16 protein-coding genes are annotated in these 19,874 nt (G+C 71.3%); 6 read left to right on the forward strand and 10 right to left on the reverse strand.

Annotated features, from left to right (window positions below; all coding sequences use genetic code 11):
- The first annotated feature begins 9 nt into the window (after window positions 1-9).
- The gene (locus FHS08_RS00380; RefSeq protein ID WP_424960780.1) at window positions 10-1,485 is read left to right on the forward strand and encodes a basic amino acid/polyamine antiporter; all 1,476 of its coding nucleotides are present in this window, start codon (window positions 10-12) and stop codon (window positions 1,483-1,485) included.
- Here the strand turns inward: FHS08_RS00380 and mfd are convergent, their stop codons facing one another.
- The 3 genes from mfd to FHS08_RS00395 all read right to left on the reverse strand — a co-directional run bounded on the left by mfd (window position 1,486) and on the right by FHS08_RS00395 (window position 6,525).
- On the reverse strand, window positions 1,486-5,109 hold the full coding sequence (gene mfd, locus FHS08_RS00385; protein ID WP_167034432.1) for a transcription-repair coupling factor: 3,624 nt from the start codon (window positions 5,107-5,109) through the stop codon (window positions 1,486-1,488).
- A gap of 112 nt (window positions 5,110-5,221) precedes the next feature.
- The gene (gene pth, locus FHS08_RS00390; RefSeq protein WP_167034434.1) at window positions 5,222-5,806 is read right to left on the reverse strand and encodes an aminoacyl-tRNA hydrolase; all 585 of its coding nucleotides are present in this window, start codon (window positions 5,804-5,806) and stop codon (window positions 5,222-5,224) included.
- A gap of 86 nt (window positions 5,807-5,892) precedes the next feature.
- Window positions 5,893-6,525, reverse strand: a complete 633-nt coding sequence (locus tag FHS08_RS00395; RefSeq protein ID WP_167034436.1) for a 50S ribosomal protein L25/general stress protein Ctc — start codon at window positions 6,523-6,525, stop codon at window positions 5,893-5,895.
- A gap of 363 nt (window positions 6,526-6,888) precedes the next feature.
- Here FHS08_RS00395 and FHS08_RS17030 point away from each other — a divergent pair, with 363 nt between their 5' ends.
- Window positions 6,889-7,020 carry a hypothetical protein gene (locus tag FHS08_RS17030; RefSeq protein WP_279587794.1) on the forward strand — a complete coding sequence of 44 codons (132 nt, stop codon included), beginning with the start codon at window positions 6,889-6,891 and terminating at the stop codon, window positions 7,018-7,020.
- Between the two features lie 128 nt (window positions 7,021-7,148).
- Window positions 7,149-8,606: an NADP-dependent phosphogluconate dehydrogenase gene (gene gndA, locus FHS08_RS00400; protein WP_170283156.1), complete on the forward strand. Its 1,458-nt coding sequence runs from the start codon at window positions 7,149-7,151 to the stop codon at window positions 8,604-8,606.
- A gap of 27 nt (window positions 8,607-8,633) precedes the next feature.
- On the opposite strand, the gene FHS08_RS00405 is transcribed toward gndA, so the two are convergent.
- Window positions 8,634-9,974 carry an FAD-binding oxidoreductase gene (locus FHS08_RS00405; protein WP_167034440.1) on the reverse strand — a complete coding sequence of 447 codons (1,341 nt, stop codon included), beginning with the start codon at window positions 9,972-9,974 and terminating at the stop codon, window positions 8,634-8,636.
- A gap of 34 nt (window positions 9,975-10,008) precedes the next feature.
- Complete coding sequence (locus FHS08_RS00410) at window positions 10,009-11,019, reverse strand: magnesium and cobalt transport protein CorA (RefSeq protein WP_167034442.1); 1,011 nt, start codon at window positions 11,017-11,019, stop codon at window positions 10,009-10,011.
- Here FHS08_RS00410 and FHS08_RS00415 point away from each other — a divergent pair.
- Window positions 11,018-12,055, forward strand: a complete 1,038-nt coding sequence (locus tag FHS08_RS00415; protein ID WP_167034444.1) for an SDR family oxidoreductase — start codon at window positions 11,018-11,020, stop codon at window positions 12,053-12,055. The genes FHS08_RS00410 and FHS08_RS00415 overlap by 2 nt on opposite strands.
- Window positions 12,056-12,140: 85 nt before the next feature.
- Here the strand turns inward: FHS08_RS00415 and FHS08_RS00420 are convergent, their stop codons facing one another.
- A complete protein-coding gene (locus tag FHS08_RS00420) occupies window positions 12,141-12,872 on the reverse strand; it encodes an ABC transporter ATP-binding protein (RefSeq protein ID WP_170283168.1) in 732 nt (243 codons plus the stop codon).
- Between the two features lie 52 nt (window positions 12,873-12,924).
- Entirely contained in the window at window positions 12,925-14,388 is a 1,464-nt protein-coding gene (locus tag FHS08_RS00425) for an ABC transporter permease (protein WP_167034446.1), read from the reverse strand.
- Window positions 14,389-14,569: 181 nt separating this feature from the next.
- Between FHS08_RS00425 and FHS08_RS00430 the strand changes: the two genes are divergently transcribed.
- Window positions 14,570-15,304, forward strand: coding sequence for a response regulator transcription factor (locus tag FHS08_RS00430; RefSeq protein ID WP_167034448.1), 735 nt, complete (start codon window positions 14,570-14,572; stop codon window positions 15,302-15,304).
- Window positions 15,301-16,833, forward strand: a complete 1,533-nt coding sequence (locus FHS08_RS00435) for a sensor histidine kinase (RefSeq protein ID WP_341800273.1) — start codon at window positions 15,301-15,303, stop codon at window positions 16,831-16,833. The genes FHS08_RS00430 and FHS08_RS00435 overlap by 4 nt, the downstream gene beginning before the upstream one ends.
- Before the next feature lie 30 nt (window positions 16,834-16,863).
- Here FHS08_RS00435 and FHS08_RS00440 read toward each other — a convergent pair whose 3' ends face one another.
- From FHS08_RS00440 to FHS08_RS00450, 3 genes are read right to left on the reverse strand one after another with little or no spacing between them, the layout of a single operon-like run.
- Entirely contained in the window at window positions 16,864-18,435 is a 1,572-nt protein-coding gene (locus FHS08_RS00440; protein WP_167034450.1) for a ferredoxin reductase domain-containing protein, read from the reverse strand.
- A gap of 40 nt (window positions 18,436-18,475) precedes the next feature.
- Window positions 18,476-19,381 (reverse strand): FAD:protein FMN transferase, encoded by a 906-nt coding sequence (locus tag FHS08_RS00445; RefSeq protein WP_167034452.1) that lies wholly within the window; start codon window positions 19,379-19,381, stop codon window positions 18,476-18,478.
- Window positions 19,378-19,794 carry an FMN-binding protein gene (locus tag FHS08_RS00450; protein ID WP_167034454.1) on the reverse strand — a complete coding sequence of 139 codons (417 nt, stop codon included), beginning with the start codon at window positions 19,792-19,794 and terminating at the stop codon, window positions 19,378-19,380. The genes FHS08_RS00445 and FHS08_RS00450 overlap by 4 nt, the downstream gene beginning before the upstream one ends.
- Window positions 19,795-19,874 lie beyond the last annotated feature (80 nt).

The raw sequence follows: 19,874 nt of genomic DNA on the forward strand, positions 1-19,874 counted from the left end.
ATTCGGCGTGTGACGTCCAGCGACGAATCCGGGCGGCAGGTCGCCTCGACAGGGACGCCGACAACCCCTCTCCGCGCCGCGACGGTGTCACGGCTCACGCTCTCGGGCATGGTCGTCGGATCGATGGTGGGCGCGGGCGTCTTCTCGCTCCCGGCCCAGTTCGCCGCCAGCACGGGCGTCGCAGGAACGCTGATCGCGTGGGCGATCGCGGGCGGCGGGATGCTCATGCTCGCGTTCGTGTTCCAGTTCCTCGCGGCGCGCAAGCCCGACCTCGACGCCGGTGTGTACGCGTATGCGAAGGCCGGGTTCGGCGACTACCCCGGGTTCCTCGCCGCCTTCGGGTACTGGGCGAGCGCGTGCGCCGGCAACGTCTTCTACTGGGTCTTCATCATGACGACGCTCGGCGCGATCTTCCCCGGCCTCGGCAAGGGCGACACCGTGCTCGCGGTCGCTCTGTCATCGGTCGGCCTGTGGATCTTCTTCTTCCTCATCCGTCGGGGCGCACGCGAGGCAGCCGCGCTGAACCGAGTCGTCACGATCGCGAAGGTCGTGCCGATCCTCGTCTTCATCCTCCTGTGCATCTTCGCCTTCAAGCCCGACGTGTTCGCAGCCAACTGGGGCGGCGCCGACTATGCCGGGTCTCTGTTCGACCAGGTGCGCACGACGATGCTCGTCACAGTGTTCGCCTTCATCGGCGTCGAGGGCGCGAGCGTCTACTCGCGACACGCGCGCTCGCGCAGAGACGTGGGCCGCGCGACGGTGCTGGGCTTCCTCGCCGTGCTCTCGATCTTCGCGTCGGTCACGATCGTCTCGTACGGCATCCTCCCCATGGATCAGATCGCCGAGCTGCGCCAGCCCTCGATGGGCGGTGTGCTCGAAGCCGCGGTCGGCACATGGGGGGCCGTCCTGATCGGGGTCGGCCTGATCGTCTCGATCCTCGGTGCATACCTGGCGTGGACGATGATGGCCGCCGAGGTGCTCCTCGCGGCCGCGCGTCAGGGAGACCTGCCGCTGTTCCTCCGCCGCACGAACGCGCACGACGTGCCGATCGCGTCGCTCGCGATGTCGACACTGCTCGTGCAGGTCATGCTCGTCGTGACGATCTTCTCGTACGACGCGTTCAACACGTCGCTGTCGCTGACGAGCTCGCTCATCCTCGTGCCCTTCTTCCTCACGGCCGCCTACGCGCTCAAGCTCACGCTGTCGCGCTCGGAGGCTTCCGTCTCGACGGGGCGTCGCACGGCCGAGATCGCGACGGCGATCTCGGCGACCGCATACACGGCGTTCCTGTTGATCGGCGCCGATGTCACCTATCTGCTGCTGGCCTGCATCGTGCTCGCCCCTGCGACGATCCTGTATGTGATGGGCCGGCGCGAGCAGCGAGCCCGCACCTTCACCCCGATCGAATGGATCGTCTTCGCGGTCGTGCTCGCCGGCGCCGTCACGGGCATCGTGGGGCTGTCGGCGGGCTGGCTGACCGCCTGATCAGGCGGACGAGGCGGATGCCGCGGCATCCGCCTTCGGCGCCGGCCACAGCTGGTCGAGGAGCTGCGCGACCCACGCGATCAGGCCCGCGTCCCCGATGGGTTCGCCGCCCGCGGTCGGCAGCGGGACGACGAGCGCGTCGCCCCCAGCGAGAAGCTTCGCCTTGGGGTAGAGCCGCTGCACGCGCACCCGCATCGAGTCGGCCAGGTGCGCGGGGGCGATCCGCAGGTTCGGTCCCATCGCGACGACATCGGCGAGGCCGGCCTGCGCGGCACGCCGGCGCAGGCGGGCCACGGTGAGGAGTCCCTCGACGTCGGCCGGCGGCTCGCCGTACCGGTCGCGGAGCTCTTCGATCACGAGATCGAGCGCATCGTCCTTCGCCACGACGGATGCCGCCGCCGACAGCTTCTGGTACGCCTCGAGACGCAGCCGCTCGCTGTCGATGTAGCTCTCGGGGATGCGCGCCTGCACGGGCAGCTCGAGCCGGAGCTCCGTCGGACCCTCGACATCCTCTCCGCGGAACGTCGCGACGGCCTCGCCGATCATCCGCAGGTAGAGGTCGAAGCCGACGCCCGCGATGTGCCCGGCCTGCTCGGCACCCAGGAGGTTGCCCGCACCGCGGATCTCGAGGTCTTTCAGCGCGACCTGCATGCCGCTGCCGAGGTCGTTGTTCACCGCGATCGTCTCGAGCCGGTCTGCCGCCGTCTCGGACAGGGGCTTCTGCTCGTCGTAGAGGAAGTACGCGTACGCGCGCTCGCGCGCACGGCCGACGCGTCCGCGGAGCTGGTGCAGCTGCGAGAGTCCGTACTTGTCGGCGCGGTCGATGATGATCGTGTTGGCGTTGGAGATGTCCAGGCCCGTCTCGACGATCGTCGTGCAGACGAGGACGTCGGCTCTGCGCTCCCAGAAGTCGTCGACGACGTGCTCGAGCGCGTTCTCGCCCATCTGCCCGTGCGCGACGGCGACCCGCGCCTCGGGGATCAGCTCCGCCAGCTCCGCCGCGACGCGCTGGATCGACTGCACCCGGTTGTGCACGTAGAAGACCTGGCCCTCGCGGAGGAGCTCCCGCCGGATCGCGGCCGCGATCTGCTTGTCGTTGCGCGGGCCCACGTAGGAGAGGATCGGATGCCTGTCCTCCGGAGGAGTCGCGAGCGTCGACATCTCGCGGATGCCGGTGACGGCCATCTCGAGCGTGCGCGGGATGGGGGTCGCGCTCATCGCGAGGATGTCGACGTTCGTCTTGAGCTTCTTGAGCTGGTCTTTGTGCTCCACGCCGAATCGCTGCTCCTCGTCGATGATGAGCAGGCCGAGGTCTTTGAAGAGCACCTTCTCGGTGAGGATGCGGTGCGTCCCGATGACCATGTCGACGGTGCCGTCGGTCAGTCCGGCGAGGGTGTCTCTGGCCTCCTTGTCGGTCTGGAAGCGCGAGAGCGCCTTGACCTTGACGGGGAAGCCCGCGAAGCGCTCGGTGAACGTCTCCAGATGCTGCTTGACCAGAAGGGTCGTCGGCACGAGCATCGCGACCTGCTTGCCGTCCTGGATCGCCTTGAACGCGGCGCGCACGGCGACCTCCGTCTTGCCGAAGCCGACGTCGCCCGACAGCAGCCGGTCCATCGGGATGGGCTTCTCCATGTCGGCCTTGATCTCTTCGATCGTCTGCAGCTGATCGGGCGTCTCGGCGAACGGGAACGCCTCCTCGAGCTCGCGCTGCCACGGCGTGTCGGGTCCGAACGCATGCCCCTTCGCGGCCATGCGCGCCGAATAGAGCTTGACGAGCTCGACGGCGATGTCGCGGACGGCCTTGCGCGCCTTGCCCTTCGCGGCCGCCCAGTCGCTGCCGCCCATCTTCGAGAGCGCCGGAGACTCTCCCCCGACGTACTTCGACAGGAGGTCGAGCTGGTCGGTGGGGACGAAGAGCTTGTCGCCCGGGTACCCGCGCTTGGACGGGGCGTACTCCAGCACGAGGTACTCGCGCACGCTCTTGACGGCGTTGCGGCCGCCGCTGGAGACTTCGCGCTGCGTCAGCTCGACGAACCTGCCGATGCCGTGCGTCGCATGCACGACGTAGTCGCCCGCCTTGAGCTGCAGCGGGTCGACGACGTTGCGCCTGCGCGAGGCGAGCTTCTTGACGACGCGGGAGTCGCTGCCGATCGTGCGGCCGTAGAACTCGGCCTCGGTGAGGACCGCGAGCCTGGCGTCTGTCGACTGGAAGCCGCGTTCGAGGGTCGCCGCGACGACGTGCGCGACGCCGGGCTCGGGCGCGTCGAGGACCGCGTCGACCTTGCGCGCCGCGATCCCGCGCTCGGCGAGCACGTCGCGCGCGCGGTCGACGAGGCCCGCGCCCGACGCCGCGACGACCACCCGCCAGCCGTCTGTGAGGAGCGTCGCGACGTGCTCGGTCGCGCCGTCGACGTTGCCATGGAACGACGGGACGGGGGATGCCGCGATCCGCACGGCCGCCGCGGCCTGCAGCGCCACGTCGACGTCGTCCGAGAGCAGGCCCGCGGCCGCGGCATCCGCATGGCCCGAGTCGAAGCTCGACAGCGTCCACCACACGCCGCCGCGCGCGTGGGCGGCCTCGCGCAGCGCGGGGAGCGTCACGAAGTCTCCCGCGCCGAGGTCGATCGGAGCCTGCGCGCCCGACGTCGCGGCGCTCCACGCGGCCTCGAGGAACTCGCGATTGGTCTCGCCGAGCGTGAGCGCACGCGCGACCGCTCGCTCGGGGTCGACGAGCGCGACGGCCGCGCTCTCGGGGAGGTAGTCGACGATCGTCACGAGCCGCTCCACGAGAGCGGGCGTGAGCGACTCCATCCCCTCGACGGGGATGCCCTCCGCCATCTTCTCGAGCATGCCCCGCAGCCCGGGGAACTCGTCCTTCAGCTGCCGCGCGCGCTCGCGCACGCCGCTCGTGAGCAGCAGCTCGCGGCTCGGCACGAGCTCGACTTCGTGCACCTCGCCGGGAAGGGAGCGCTGATCCGCGACCGAGAACGCGCGGATCTGGTCGACCTCGTCGCCGAAGAACTCCACACGGTACGGGTGGTCGGCGATCGGCGGGAACACGTCGAGGATGCCGCCGCGCACCGCGAACTCGCCGCGGCGCGACACCATGTCGACGCGCGAATACGCGAGCTCGACGAGCCGCTCCGCCACGGGCCCCAGGTCGTGCCCTCGCCCGCCGACGACGAGGTGCACGGGCTCCGCCGCCGCCAGGCCCGCGGTCAGCGGCTGCAGCGCCGCCCTGACCGACGCGAGCACGACGAGCGGCGTGTCCCCGTTCCACGTCGCGATGCGCCGCAGCGTGTCGAGCCGCCGGCCCACGATCTCGGGACTCGGGCTGAGCCGCTCGTGCGGCAGCGTCTCCCACGCGGGGAAGTGCAGCACCTGGGCGCCGGGAAGAAGGGCGGCGATCGCGGGAGCGAGCGACTCGGTGCGGCGTCCGGTCGGAGCCACGACCAGGAGCGCGGCGGGGCGTCCTGCGGCGCGCCGACGCTCCACGAGCGCCGCGAGAGCGGGGGCGTCGAGCCCTTCGACGAGCGAGAAGTCCGCATCGACGGATGCCGCGGCGACGGCGTCCCGAAACGACTCAGCCTGCTCGAGGGCGCGCACGATCCCGGGAACTGTCACCGAACGAGTCTACGGCGGTCGCACGACACTCGCCGGGCCGCGCACCCCGGAGCACCCTCCGGGACAGCGCCGACGACGGCGGAGGCAGCGCGGAGCGCGTCGCGGCGCCTCGTCAGATCCGCGGCGCGTGATGCCTCTGCTGCGCCGCGAGCAGGCCCTCTGCGACGAGCTGCTCGACGGCATCCGCCGCATCGCCGACGAGGATGCCGAGGTTCTGGCGCTCGGCCGCGCCGAACGGATCGAGCACCCAGTCGGCGGGGTCCTGCCTGCCCGGAGGGCGTCCGATGCCGACGCGCACTCGAGGGAACTCCGCCGTGCCGAGCGCCTTCGCGACGTCGCGCACTCCGTTGTGGCCGCCGTGCCCCCCGCCGACCTTGAGCTTGATCGTGTCGAACGGGATGTCGAGCTCGTCGTGAACGACGACGACATGGTCGGGCTCGACGCCGTAGAACTTCGCGAGGCCGGAGACGGGTCCGCCCGAGATGTTCATGAACGAGTTCGGCTTGGCGAGGACGAGCTTCGCGCCGCCCGGCCGCAGCCACGTCTCCACGACCCGCGCGTTCGCCTTGTGCGCCTTGAACGACTCTCCGCGCCGGGCGGCGAGCTCGTCCAGGACGAGCTGGCCCACGTTGTGGCGCGTCAGCTCGTAGCGCGGCCCGGGGTTTCCCAGTCCGACGACCAGCCAGGTCTCAGCCATGTCTCACATCCTGCTCTCTGCGCGTGAGGGGGTGCGGCATGCCGCACCCCCTCACGCGCAGTCGAGTCGTGTTCGACGACCGCCGACTACTCGGCGGCCTCCTCCGAGGCCTCCGCCTGGACAGCGGCGACGGCGGCGTCGGCATCGGCGATCTCGTCTTCGGCCGCGAGGGCCGAGGAGGGCACGGCGATCGCGACGATGAGCGTCTCGGGGTCGGCGATGAGGACCGCGCCCTTGGGAAGCGGGAGGTCGGCGGCCGTGATGTGCGTGCCGTCCTCGAGTCCCTCGACGGAGACCTCGATGTTCTCGGGGATGTGCGTCGCCTCGACCTCGAGCGCGATGCTCACGGCGTCGAGGTTCGCGATGGTGCCCGCCGCGGACTCGCCCGTGAGGACGACGGGGACGTCGACCTGGACCTTCTCGCCCTTCTTGACGACGAGGAGGTCGATGTGCTCGATGATCTGGCGCACGGGGTCCTTCTGGACGTCCTTGACGAGCGTCAGCTGCTGCTTGCCGTTGATGTCGAGCTCGAGCACGACGTTGGCGCGGCGGATGAGCAGCGCGATCTGGTGCCCGGGCAGCGCGACGTGCTGGGGAGCTGCGCCGTGGCCGTAGATGACGGCGGGGATCTGGCCGGCGGCGCGCAGGCGGCGCGCGTAGCCCTTGCCGAAGTTCTCGCGGGGCTCGGCGTGGACCTTGGTGTCGGTTTCCGTGGACATGGTGGTTCTCCTTGCGGGCGCTGGACCCTGAAGGAGCAGGGCCCGGATGTGTGTGGTCTGGATTCGACTCGAACGCGAGCGCGTGAGGAAAGCCGTGGAGCCTGCTTCACCGCGTCGATCACGGATGTCTCGCTGCACGCGCGGCATCCCTCGCCGAAGTTCAGTCCTCAAGTCTACCAGGGGGCGGCGCTGCCGCCGACGAGCATGAGACAGCCCTCGCGGAGACTTCTCCACGACGGAAGAGGCAGCGGCCCCGCTACGATGAGGACGCGGACATCTCGCGTGAGGCGCGCCAGGCCACCGCCCGCACGAGCGGACGCGAGACACGACGGACGCCGCCCCATTTCCCGCCCGGAGGACCACATGTTCGGACTCGACGCCCAGCTCACCTCGGACCTGATCCTCGGGCTCATCGGGCTCATCGCGGCGGCGGGGGTCGTCGGCACGGTCGTCGCCTTCTGGTCGATGGGCCGCCAGGCGTACCGCAAGGACTGACGAGCGCACGCAAGTCGCACGAAACGCACGAAGTTCTCGCACCGTCTTGTGACGGCCCGCACATCGCATCGCCGCGCGAAACCGTAGGCTGGTCGGGACCCCCTTTTCCAGCGTCTTGAGGAGTGCGCGTGACCGAGCAGGCTGCAAACATCGGCGTCGTCGGCTTGGCGGTGATGGGTTCGAATCTGGCCCGCAACCTCGCCAGCCGCGAGGGCAACACGGTCGCCGTGTTCAACCGGACGTACGCCAAGACGGACGAGCTCGTCACCGAGCACCCCGAGGCCGGATTCGTCCCGACGTCCTCGTACGAGGAGTTCGCCGCCGCGCTGCAGAAGCCGCGCACCGCGATCATCATGGTCAAGGCCGGCGCGGGGACGGATGCGGTCATCGACGAGCTCCTGCGCGTCTTCGAGCCGGGCGACATCATCGTCGACGGCGGCAACGCCCTGTTCACCGACACGATCCGCCGCGAGAAGGCCGTCCGCGAGACGGGCGTCAACTTCGTCGGCATGGGCGTCTCGGGCGGCGAGGAGGGCGCCCTCCTCGGGCCCTCGCTCATGCCCGGCGGCCCCGACGAGTCGTGGGCGACGCTCGGGCCGATCCTCAAGAGCATCGCCGCGGTCGCCGAGGGCGAGCCGTGCGTCACGCACGTCGGCCACGACGGCGCGGGCCACTTCGTCAAGATGGTGCACAACGGCATCGAGTACGCCGACATGCAGCTCATCGCCGAGGCGTACGACCTGATCCGCCGCGGCACGGGCAAGTCCCCCGCCGAGATCGCCGACGTCTTCGCCGAGTGGAACCGCGGCGAGCTCGAGTCCTACCTCATCGAGATCACGGCCGAAGTGCTCCGGCAGGTGGATGCCGCCACCGGCGAGCCGCTCGTCGACGTCATCGTCGACCAGGCAGGCGCCAAGGGAACGGGCGGCTGGACGGTGCAGACCGCGATCGACCTGGGCGTTCCCGTGTCGGGCATCGCCGAGGCGGTGTTCGCCCGGTCGCTGTCGAGCCACCCGGAGCAGCGCGAGGTGTCGGGCGAGCTGCCCGGCTGGCACGACGCCGACGCCGTGCCCCCCGTCCGCGACGCCGACGCGTTCATCGAGAACGTGCGCCTGGCGCTGTTCGCGTCGAAGATCGTCGCCTACTCGCAGGGCTTCGACGAGATCCGAGCCGGTGCTGCGCACTACGGCTGGGACATCGACCTGGGCGCGGTGTCGAAGATCTGGCGCGGCGGCTGCATCATCCGCGCGCAGTTCCTCAACCGCATCGCCGACGCCTACGACGCCGAGCCGGGCCTGCCGGTGCTCCTCACCGCCCCGTACTTCGTCGAGGCCCTCGGCCGCGCGCAGGCGGCGTGGCGCCGCACGGTCGTGTACGCGGCGACCGCCGGCATCCCCGCCCCCGCGTTCTCGTCGTCGCTCGCGTACTACGACGGCCTGCGCGCCGAGCGCCTGCCGGCCGCCCTCATCCAGGGCCAGCGCGACTTCTTCGGGGCCCACACGTACAAGCGCATCGACAAGCCCGGCACGTTCCACACGCTGTGGTCGGGCGACCGCACCGAGGTCGAGGCGGAAGACACCCACTGACCTCTGCGTGTCGCGGACGCGCCCTCGTCAGACGGGTGCCACGTTGTGGTTTCGCGAGAACAGGTTGCGCGGATCCCACCGCCGCTTCACGGCTGCCAGCCGTGCCATCGTCTCGGGCGGGTACATCCGCGCGGCGAAGGCGGGATCGACGGTCGTCGAGAAGTTGCCGTACACGCCCGCACCGCGCGCCTCGATGGCGTCCCACGCACTCTCGAGCCGTGCGCGCTCCGCATCGTCGACCGCTCCCGGGATGTCGAATCCCCCCGCCATCGCGAACCACGTCGCACCCCGTGCCGGGAACGGCGTCTCGTCTTGCGCGAGATCTCCGTACGCCCCGCCCAGAGAACGCAGGAAGAGGACCGTCGCGGGACTCGCCTCGCGGAACGCGACAAGGCCGTCTATGAGCGACTCGTCGAGGTCGACCACGAGCGTGTTGCCGCCGATGAAGCCGGGCAGCGGAGCCGCCGGGTCGGGCAGCGGAGGCTCGAGCAGGATGCCGGGGTACTCGCGGATGCGCAGCTCGTGCTCCGTCACCCCGTCGAGGGCCAGGATCGGTGAGAGCGCCGCGCGGAGCGCGCCGGGGTCGTCGCCGATCCAGACGGCCGAGATCGACGCGCCGGCCGGCGCGCTCGGGTCCATCGCGGGGACGTGCATGTAGGTCACGGTCAGTGCGCGCGGGGCGTCGGCCATCAGGTCGCGCAGAGCCGCGAGGACAGGTCTCGCGTCGCCGTCGACGCCCAGCCGGGCCCAGACGATGCCCGGAATCGCATGCGCGTGGAAGTCGAACCGCGTGACGACGCCGAAGTTCCCCCCTCCTCCGCGCAGCGCCCAGAACAGCTCGGGGTGCTCGTGCGCCGACGCCTCGACGACGTCTCCTTCGGCCGTGACCAGCTGCGCCCCGATCAACTGGTCGGCGGCGAGCCCCCACGCTCGCACCATCCAGCCGATCCCGCCGCCGAGCGTCAGCCCGCCGACGCCGACCGACGCCGTGTCGCCGGAGCTGATCGCGAGACCGCGTGGCGCGAGCGCTCGCGCGACCGCCCCCCAGTGCGCTCCCCCGCCCACGCTCACGACGGCTCCCCCCGCGGGGTCGTCGAGGATCGTGATGGCGTCGAGCCCAGAGAGGTCGATCAGGATGCCGTCGTCGAGCGTGCACCACGCGCTGTGTCCGCCGCTGCGCAGCACGGCGGGTCGACGGGAGGCCGCGGCGAACCTGACGGCCGCACATACGTCGTCGACGGAGGACACGTGCACGATGACGTCGGGGGCGCCCAGCCCCGCGCGCGAGAGGCGCGCAGCATCCCATCCTGCGTCCTCCGCGGAGAGGACGGGACCTGTGACGGCGGAACGGAGCGAGGTGATGTCCATGACGGCACGGTACTGCGGGGCACCGACACGCGGGCTACAGCCAGTCGTTCCTCTTGAACACGACGTAGAGCGTCACGGACACCGCGGCCATGAGACCGAGGGCGAAGGCATAGCCCCACGGCCACTCGAGCTCGGGCATGTAGCGGAAGTTCATGCCGTACACGCCCGTGATGACGGTGGGCGCAAGCCCGATCGCGGCCCAGGACGAGATCTTCTTCACCTGGTCGTTCTGCTGCAGGCCCTGCTCCGTCATCCGCCTCATCTCCTCGTTGTTGCGCTGCTCGACCATCGTGGAGTGGACGGCGAGCGCCGATGCGAGGGTCGTCCTGAACGCGTCGACGCGGTCCGTGACCTGGCGCGACAGCTCGCTCAGCTCGCGGAACGCCGGCACGTCCTGGCCGATGCGCGACTGCACGTGAGCCTGGAGCCTGTCGGCCATGTCGGCGAGCGAGATGGTCGCGTGGTGCAGGTCGATGACGTCGCGCTGCAGGGAGAACACCCGCTGCGAGACCTCGGGCGCCTCCGTGAACAGCTGCTCCTCGATCTCGTCGATATCGTTCTCGACGCCGGACAGCACGGGCGCGTATCCCGTGACGACGGCCTCGAAGACGGCCCACACGACCGCAGCGGTGCCGCGAGCGAGCAGCTCGGGATGCCGCTCCAGCTCGTCGCGGACGGCGCCGGCGTCGACGAACCCGTCGTCGATCACCGACACGATGAAGTCCTTGCCCGCGAAGATGTCGACCTCGGAGCACTCGACCGTCTCGGCGGCGTCGTCGTACGTCGCCGGCTGGAGGACGAGATAGACCGAGTCGCCGAACAGCTCGAGCTTGCCGCGCTGATGCCCCCGCACGCTCTCGCGGACCGCGATGGGGTGGAGTCCGAGCGGGTCCGAGAGGGCCGCGAGATCGTCGACGGCGGGACGCGTGAGGCTGATCCACGCGAATCCGCCCTGCCGTCTCGCCTCCGCGATCGCCTCGAGGGGCGGCATCCCGCCCTCGACGCGTCGTCCGCCGACGTAGACCTGCGAGCCGATGACAGCCATGCGAGCAACCCTAGGACGCGGCGGCGACGCTAGTCTCAGTCACGTGGCACGCATCCTCTACATCGGCGGCACCGGCGTCATCAGCGCGGCCTGCGTCGCACGCTCGGTCGCCATCGGGCACGACGTGACGGTCCTCAATCGCGGCTCGGCGTCGCGCGAGCTGCCGGACGGCGTCCGCGAGATCGTCGCGGACGTCCGGGATCCGGCGTCGGTGCGGGCGGCGCTGGGCGGCGACGAGTTCGACGTCGTCGCCGACTTCGTCGCGTTCGTCCCCGCACACGTGCAGAGCGACCTCGACCTGTTCGACGGGCGCGTCGGGCAGTACGTGTACATCAGCTCGGCATCCGCGTACGAGAAGCCGCCCAAGCTCCTGCCCATCACGGAGTCGACCCCGCTGCGCAATCCGTTCTGGCAGTACTCTCGCGACAAGATCGCGTGCGAGGACCTGCTCGTGGGCGCGTTCCGCGACCGCGGGTTCCCCGTGACGATCGTGCGCCCGTCGCACACGTACGACGACACGAAGATCCCGACGCTCGGCCGTTGGACCGATATCGCGCGCATGCGCGCTGGGAGGCCCGTCGTCGTGCACGGCGACGGCACGACCCAATGGACCATCACGCACGCGGACGACTTCGCCGTCGGCTTCGCGGGGCTGCTCGCCAACCCCGCCGCGATCGGCGAGGCCTTCACGATCACGGGGACGCACGCTCCCACGTGGGACCAGATCTACCGCTGGCTCGCGGATGCCGCGGGCGTGCCGGACCCCGTGCTCGTGCATGTCTCGTCCGAGGCGATCGCGGCGTTCGACCCCGAGCTCGGTCCCGGTCTCATCGGCGACAAGGCGAACTCGGTCGTCTTCGACACGTCCAAGCTCACGCGGCTCGTGCCCGAGTTCCGCACGACGATCACATTCGACGAGGGCGCGCGGCGCATCCTCTCCTGGTACGACGCGCACCCCGAGGCCCAGAAGCAGGGCGACCGCGACGACGCCCTGTTCGACCGGATCGTCGCCTACGCGCAGGCGGCCGGGGCCTGACGCGAGCCGAGGAGGCCCCGCGCCGAGGCATCCGGCCGGCTCCGCGCAGCTCGTGCGGGTCCGCGGCCAGGCTCAGCACGCGGGCTCAGCGCGCGAGGTCGCGCACGGTTCCCTTGTCGAGCCGGAGGCGCCGCCGTGCGCGCTTCGCGACCGCCGAGTCGTGCGTGACGACGACGAGCGTGAGCCCCTCGGCGTTGAGCCTCTCCAGGAGGGCGAGGATCTCGTCGCGCATGCTCTCGTCGAGGTTGCCCGTGGGCTCGTCGGCGAGGAGCACGCGCGGGCGCTTGACGATCGCACGCGCGATCGCGACCCGCTGCTGCTGACCTCCTGACAGCTCGCCGGGACGATGGTCGGCGCGATCCTCGAGGCCCACGTGCGCGAGGGCCTCGAGGACGCGCGCGGAGCGCTCGCCCTTCGCGAGGCCGAGGGGCTCGAGGGCCATGTCGACGTTCTCGTGCGCCGTGAGCGTCGGGATGAGGTTGAAACCCTGGAAGACGAACCCGATCTGTTTCGCACGGAGGCGTCCGAGCTCGGCGCCCGACGCCTTCGCGATGTCGGCGCCGTCGAACAGCACGGCACCCGTCGAAGGGCGATCGAGCGCCCCGAGCAGTTGCAGGAAGGTCGACTTCCCACCGCCCGTGGGTCCCTGGATCGCGACGAAGTCCCCCGTCGCGATCTCGACGTCCACGCCGGCGAGGGCTCTGACGATGCGCCCCTTCTGCCGGTAGGTGCGGGTCACGCCGCTGAGCCGGAAGATCGGCTCGGCGGACGCATCGGACGGCGCCTGCGCCGTCGCTTCGGGATCGATGAGGGTCATGTTCTCGTCTCCTGTCGTGGGTGTGTCGGTGAGCGGCGGCCGGTCCATGCGATCAGCCGACCGAGCGGAGGGCTTCGGCGGGGCTGAGCCGCGCTGCGCGCCAGCCGCCGAATGCGCCGGCGACGAGCCCGCCCGCGATCGAGAGGCCGACCGCCGCGACGACGACCCAGATCGTGAGGGGCGCGTGGAGGACGACATCCTCAGCCGCCTGCGGGAACGGGCTCGCGAGGCCCCGGCCCGCGAAGCCCCCGCTCCCGGTGGCACCGGGGCCGCCCAGCGTCGTCGCAGCCGTCGAGATGGTCGGCGAGACGAGGTTGACGACCCAGATGCCCGCGAGGCCGATCACGAGGCCGACGGCTCCGCCGATGAGGCCCTGGACGACGGACTCGCCCGCGACCTGTCCGACGACGCGGCCGTTCGACCAGCCGATCGCCTTGAGCGTGCCGAACTCCCGCGTGCGCCGGGAGACACCCGAGATCGTGAACAGCACGGCGAGGGCGAGCGCGACCGCGAGCACGATGATCGACAGCCACGTGCCGAGGCTCGAGATGAGCGACGAGGCGCTCGAGAGGGATCCCGACACGGTCGAGGCGAGCTGGGACTGCGAGCTGACGGTCGCGTCGGGGAGCGCCTCCTGCAGGGCGGACTCCACGTCTGAGATGCCGCTCGCGGACTCTGCCTGCACGTACACCGTCGAGATGACCTCGCCCGCGCCGGAGATCGCCTGAGCGACGTCGAGGGGGAGATAGACGTCGGCCGCCGTGTCCGCGTCGCTGGAGGCCGAGGCCACGATGCCGACGATCTCGACCGATGTGCCGCCGACGTCGATCGTGCCGCCGACCGCGAGGCCCGAGCTGGACGCGTAGGCCGCGTCCAGGACGGCGACGTCCTTGCCCGTGTCATCGGCGTCGAGACCGCGGCCGTCGCTGAGGGCGACCGCGGAGAGCGGTCCTACGGCGGTCGCGGCGGGGTCGATGCCCAGCACCGTGAACGAGTCGAGGTCGAACGAGCCCCCTCCGAAGCCGCCGCCCTGGCCGTCGGGCGGGGCTGCGCGACCCGCGTCGCCCTCGGCGCCCTCCGCCGGACGCTCTGGGAGCTCGCCGGAGAACGTCATGTTCGTCAGGCTCAGCGCGCCGGATGCCGCGGCGACGCCGTCGAGGCCCGTGACGGTGTCGACCGTCGAGGCGTCGAGGGTGCCGCGCAGGAAGTCCGTGACGAGGCGGGACTGGCTGAGGTTCGTGGTTCCGTCGTCGGCCGTCGCGCCGTCGTCCTGCCCGAAGTCGAAGCGGCGGCCGCCCTGGCCGGCGGCGCCGGGCTCTGCCGGGGCGCCCGTCACGGTCAGATCCGTTCCGACGCCGTACACCGACGCGAGTGCCTGGGCCTGCGCGTCGCGCACGCCCGTCGCGAGCGAGCTCACGACGATGACGAGGGCGATCGCGACCGCCAGGCCCGAGGCGACGATGATCGTCTGCTTCTTGCGGCCCGACAGCTCGCGCCGAAGATACGTCCAGAACATGGGTCTCCTTTCGGCCGGCTGCCGCGCCGACCAGTCGACACGACGGTAGGCGGCGTAGCGATGCGCACGATCTGCCTCCTCTATGCGAGAGCTATGACGCACGGCATCCGTCGCCCGTGCTCACAGAAGACGCATAGCGTCCTCCATAGGAACCGCATAGGAACCGGCGCACAATGGTGCCATGACCGCCACGGCTCCCTCCCCCGCCCTTCAGCGCCCCGACGGCTCGGCCGTGCGCGTCCTCGTCGTCGACGACGAGCAGATGCTGACGGACCTGCTGTCGATGGCGCTGCGCATGGAGGGCTGGGACGTGCGCACGGCGGGATCGGGCTTCGAGGCGCTGCAGGCGGCCCGCGACTTCGACCCCGACGCGATGGTGCTCGACATCATGATGCCCGACCTCGACGGCATGGCCGTCCTGCAGCGTCTGCGCCACTCCGGGAGCGACGTGCCCGTGCTGTTCCTGACCGCGAAGGACTCCGTCGCCGACCGGGTCGCGGGTCTCACGGCGGGCGGCGACGACTACGTCACCAAGCCGTTCAGCCTCGAAGAGGTCGTCGCGCGGCTGCGCGGGCTCATGCGCCGTGCGGGGACGGCGCTCGCGCACGACCCCGAGCCGATCCTGCGCGTCGGCGATCTCTCCCTCAACGAGGACAGTCACGAGGTCGTCCGCGCGGGCGACGAGATCGACCTGACGGCGACCGAGTTCGAGCTCCTGCGCTACCTCATGCGCAACCAGCGCCGCGTCGTCTCGAAGGCGCAGATCCTCGACCGCGTCTGGAACTACGACTTCGGCGGGCGCTCCTCCGTCGTCGAGCTCTACATCTCGTACCTGCGCAAGAAGATCGACCAGGGCCGCGAGCCGCTCATCCACACGGTGCGGGGCGTCGGCTACATGATCAAAGCACCCCAGTGACGTCCGCGACGACGACGGATGCCGCGGCATCCGCCCCCCCTCGCCGCAGGCCCTGGAGCCTGCAGGCGCGGCTCATGGTCACCATCACGGGCATCGTCGCGCTGATCCTGGTCGGCGTCGCGCTCGCGACGAGCGCGATCATCAGCCAGGTGCTGCAGTTCAACCTGGACGCTCGCCTCTCGCAGACCGCGCAGTACACGGGAAGGACGCTCCTTCAGCTGCAGTTCGCCGGCGCCGGCGAGGTGACGGCCTACGACGTGCTCTCGACGGGGCGCCAGCCCGCCGGCGTGCTGCTGGTGACGCAGTCGTCGACCGGCACGCGGTCGGGCGCCGTCGTGGCGTCGAACGGCGCCGTGGAGGCCCTCACTCCGAGCCAGGTGAGGGAGGTCATCGGCGCGGTGCAGCCGACGGGCTCGGCATCCGTCGACGTCGACGGGCTCGGACAGTACCGCGTCGTCTCGTACGCGGCGCAGAACTACGCCGCCGTCATCGGCCTTCCGCTCTCCGAGGTGCAGTCGACGATCGCGCAGATGATCACGACGGTGCTCCTCGTCACGTCGGGTGGACTGCTGCTGCTGGGGGCGGCGATCGCGCTCGTGATCCGCGCAGGGCTCAGACCCCTCCGAGCCGTCGCCGACACCGCGACGCGCGTCGCCGCGCTCCCGATGGCCGAGGGCGCGGTGTCGATCGACGAGCGGGTGCCCGGCGAAGAGGCCGACGACCGCACCGAGATCGGCCGCGTGGGACACGCGCTGAACACGCTGCTCGACCACATCGACGCGTCGCTGGACGCGCGCCAGCGCAACGAGGAGCGGATGCGGCGGTTCGTCGCCGACGCGAGTCATGAGCTGCGCACCCCGCTCGCCTCGATCCGCGGGTATTCCGAGCTGTCGCTGCGGGCGCTGCGGCAGGCGTCGGACGCCTCGTCGCCCGCGCGCGGCCCCGAGCACACGACGGAGCAGTCGCTCGAGCGCATCCAGGCGCAGTCCCTGCGCATGACCAAGCTCGTCGAGGACCTGCTGCTGCTCGCGCGCCTCGACGAGGGCCAGGAGCTCGTGTACGGCACGGTCGACCTCACGCGACTCGCCGTCGAGGCCGTCGGCGATGCGCGGCCCGCCGGCCCAGACCACGAGTGGCTGCTCGACGTCGGCGAGGCTCCCGTCCTCCTGGCGGGCGATGCGACGCGCCTGCATCAGGTGGCCGCGAACCTCCTCGCGAACGCGCGCACGCACACGCCCGCGGGATCGACCGTCACGGTCGCAGTCGCCCTCGAGGGGAGGGATGCCGTGCTGCGCGTCCATGACGACGGCCCCGGCATCGACCCCGCCGTCGCGGACGAGCTCTTCGAGCGCTTCTCGCGAGCCGACCGCTCGCGCGCGCGGCAGACGGGAGGCACGGGCCTCGGGCTGTCCATCGTCCGGGCGATCGTCGACGCGCACGGCGGCACGATCACGGTCGACAGCGCGCCGGGCGACACGACGTTCGAGGTGCGGCTGCCTGCGCGCCCCGCAGACCCGGCGGCGTCCTGACCTCGGTCTCAGTACCCCGAGAAGGCGGTCTCAGTACCCCGAGAAGGCGTCGGTCGTGATCGAGCGGGCGCGCTCGAGGGCGGGAGCGAGGTCGGCGATGAGGCCCGAGGGCCCTGAGATGTAGGCGTGGCGAGCCGCGATGTCGGGCACCATCCGCAGGAGCCCGTCGGCGTCCAGGCGAACGCCCTGCGCCCACACCCAGTGCCGCGGCAGCGCGTCGGGCCGGTCGCGCGTGAAGACCACGACGGGGATGCCGGACGCCTCGAGGTCGGGGCGGAAGGCGAGCTCCGACGCGTCGGAGGCGACGTACACCAGGACGACGTCGCGATCCTGTTCTGCGAGGGTCAGGTGCCGCAGCTGCGAGACGAACGGCGTGATGCCGATGCCGGCGGCGACCATGAGCAGCGGGATCCCGGACCTGTTCGGCAGGACGAAGTCGCCCCACACGCCCGTGACCGCGAGGTCGCTGCCCGCCGAGACGGCCGCGAGGGCCTTCTTGTACGAGCTCTGCGGCTTGGCGCCCGGCCCCTGCGCCTCGCGGAAGGCGATCCGCAGGAGCGGCAGGTCCTCCGGGGCCGAGGCGATGCTGAACTCCCGCCGCGTGCCGCGCGCATCGGGCCGGTGGTGCGGGACGTCGAGCTCGAGGTACTGGCCCGGCGCGAAGGCGAGCGTGCGGCGCGTGCGGAACGTGAGCTGTCGCACCGTCGGGGTGAGGTCCTCCCGCGACTCCAGCGTGAGCTTGACGGCCGCCCGCAGCGAGAACGCGAACGCGACGAGGTTGCCGACCAGCAGCGCCCGCTCCTGCCCGAGGCTCAGCACGCCGAGGTCGAGCGGCGCGCCCGCGAGCACGCCGACGACGATCGCGACCGTGAACTGCTGCCAGCGGCGCGGCGGGAGCGTCAGCGGCTCGGACAGCATGAAGGCCCCGAGGAACAGGAACGGCGACGACCACAGGACCTGCCAGAAGATCTCCCCCGTTCCGATCTCGACGCCCGCCGACGCGTACTGCGCCGCCGTGCGCAGCACCGCTGCCGCGACCGCCACGACGAGGAACACCGCGACGACCCGCACCTTCTCGGTGCGCCACAGCAGGGCAAGGCCTGCCAGCACGACGGGCGCGGCGAGCGCGGGGGTGCCGACCCACCACGACGACGACCCGAGGCCGGGCAGCCACAGGCCCAGCAGCGTCAGGACGGTCGCGCCGACGGCGGCGGGATTGAAGACGTGGCGACCCCGCCATGCGAGGACGTACTTGGAGAGGGATGCCGCGACCCCGGCGATCGCGATCCCTGCGAGGCCCGCGAGATCGAGCGTGGGCCGCAGCACGAACAGGAGGATGTGCGCCGTGATGAGCGACGACTCGATGCGCCACGGAAGCCGCAGGAGGCGCTGAGCCGCCGCGTCGACGGCGCTGCACGCTGCGGCGAGCACGAGGAGCGTCACGACGAGCTCGCCGGGGCCGGGACCGACGAGCGCGAAGAACGACAGGACGAACGCGATGAAGGCGAGGCCGCCGAGCGAGAGCAGCGCGAGTCGGTACATCGAGACGCGGCCGAGCACCGCGAAGACGCGGTTCCATACCGCCGTGAGAGATCCGGTCACACGATCAACTCTGCCGTACCCGCCGCCGGCCGGGCGCCGCTCACGCGTCGCGTCGCGCGCCGGCCGTGAACAGCTCGGCGCGCGATCCCGGCGAGGACTCGACGCGGCCGTCGGTCGTCATCCGCACCCACTCCACGCCCCACTCGCTCGCAAGGTCGGCGCCGCCGTCGAAGAACAGCGCCGTCGCGATCGCGTCGGCGCGCATGGCGTCGGCCGCGACCGCCCACGTCGCGGCGATCGTACGGACCGGCAGACCCGTCCGTGCGTCGAGGACGTGGTGCAGCCGCCCGCGGGTCGCCGAGGGCCACGTGCGCCGGTTCGCCGCCGATGCGCAGAGCGCGGCATCCGCCACCTCCATGACGCCGATCGCTAGGCGATCGTCGTACGGATGCTCCAGCCCGATGCGCTGGGGGCGCCCTCGCATCGCGAGATCGCCGCTCGCGTCGACGACCACGTCGTCCTCCGTCCACTGCGAGACGACGTCGAGGACGAGATCGACCAGGCGCCCCTTGCCGACGGCGCCGACGTCGACGACCGCGGGCTCGCTCACGAGGAGCCGGTCCTGCGTCCAGGCGACGCGTTCGCGCCAGTCGGCCGGCGCGGGCCGGGGGCCGCGATCGGCGAACGAGTAGGACGCGTCGTATCCGAGGCTCTCGAGCGAGGCTCCCACGAGCGGGTTGACGGCGCCGGCCGTCGCGGTCGACAGCGCGACGTACACGTCGAGCATGTCGGCGGCGTCGGGAGGGGCGGGCACCATCCCCGCTCCGCGCGCGAGCGACGACACGAGCGAGTCCGGGCGGAATCGGGACCAGTCCCGATCGAACTCGGCGATGAGGTGCTCGACGGCGCTCCGTGCGGGCTCGGGCAGCGGCGCGCTCGTCTCGATCTCCCAGCGCGTGCCGATCGCCTCGAACCGCCACACCGCGGGCGCGACGACGCTGCTCACTCCGCCGCCTCTTCCCGGATCCTCTCGATCGCCTGGTTGAAGCCGGCGCTGGTGAGCGAGGATCCCGCGACGCGGCTGACCGAGATCTCGTCGATGTCGCGCCCTACGACGACGTCGGCGATCCCGCCGATGAACTGGCCCTGGTACTGCGCGGTCTCGGGGCGCTGAGGGTCGCCGACGACCACGACGTCGGTCACGACGTCGTCGACCAGCGTCACGGTGACCTCGATGGTCTCGACCGTCTCGGGCGTGCTGTAGGTGCCGCTCGCGGTGTAGGTGCCGTCGGCGTGCGCCGGCGGATCGGCGGAAGCGTCGTCGGCCGCCGCGCCGCACCCGGCGAGGGCGAGGGTTCCGACGGCGCCCGCGAGGGCGACGCCGGTGCGGATCGGGCGGGGTACAGCGGTGCGGATCATGATCGGTCCTCCTTCTGCGATGCCTCGCTTCGAGGTGCGTCCATCCTGCGCAGACGCCTTCGGCATCCTCTCGGTCCAGG

The organism is Microbacterium ulmi, assembly GCF_011759705.1.
GTDB lineage: Bacteria > Actinomycetota > Actinomycetes > Actinomycetales > Microbacteriaceae > Microbacterium > Microbacterium ulmi.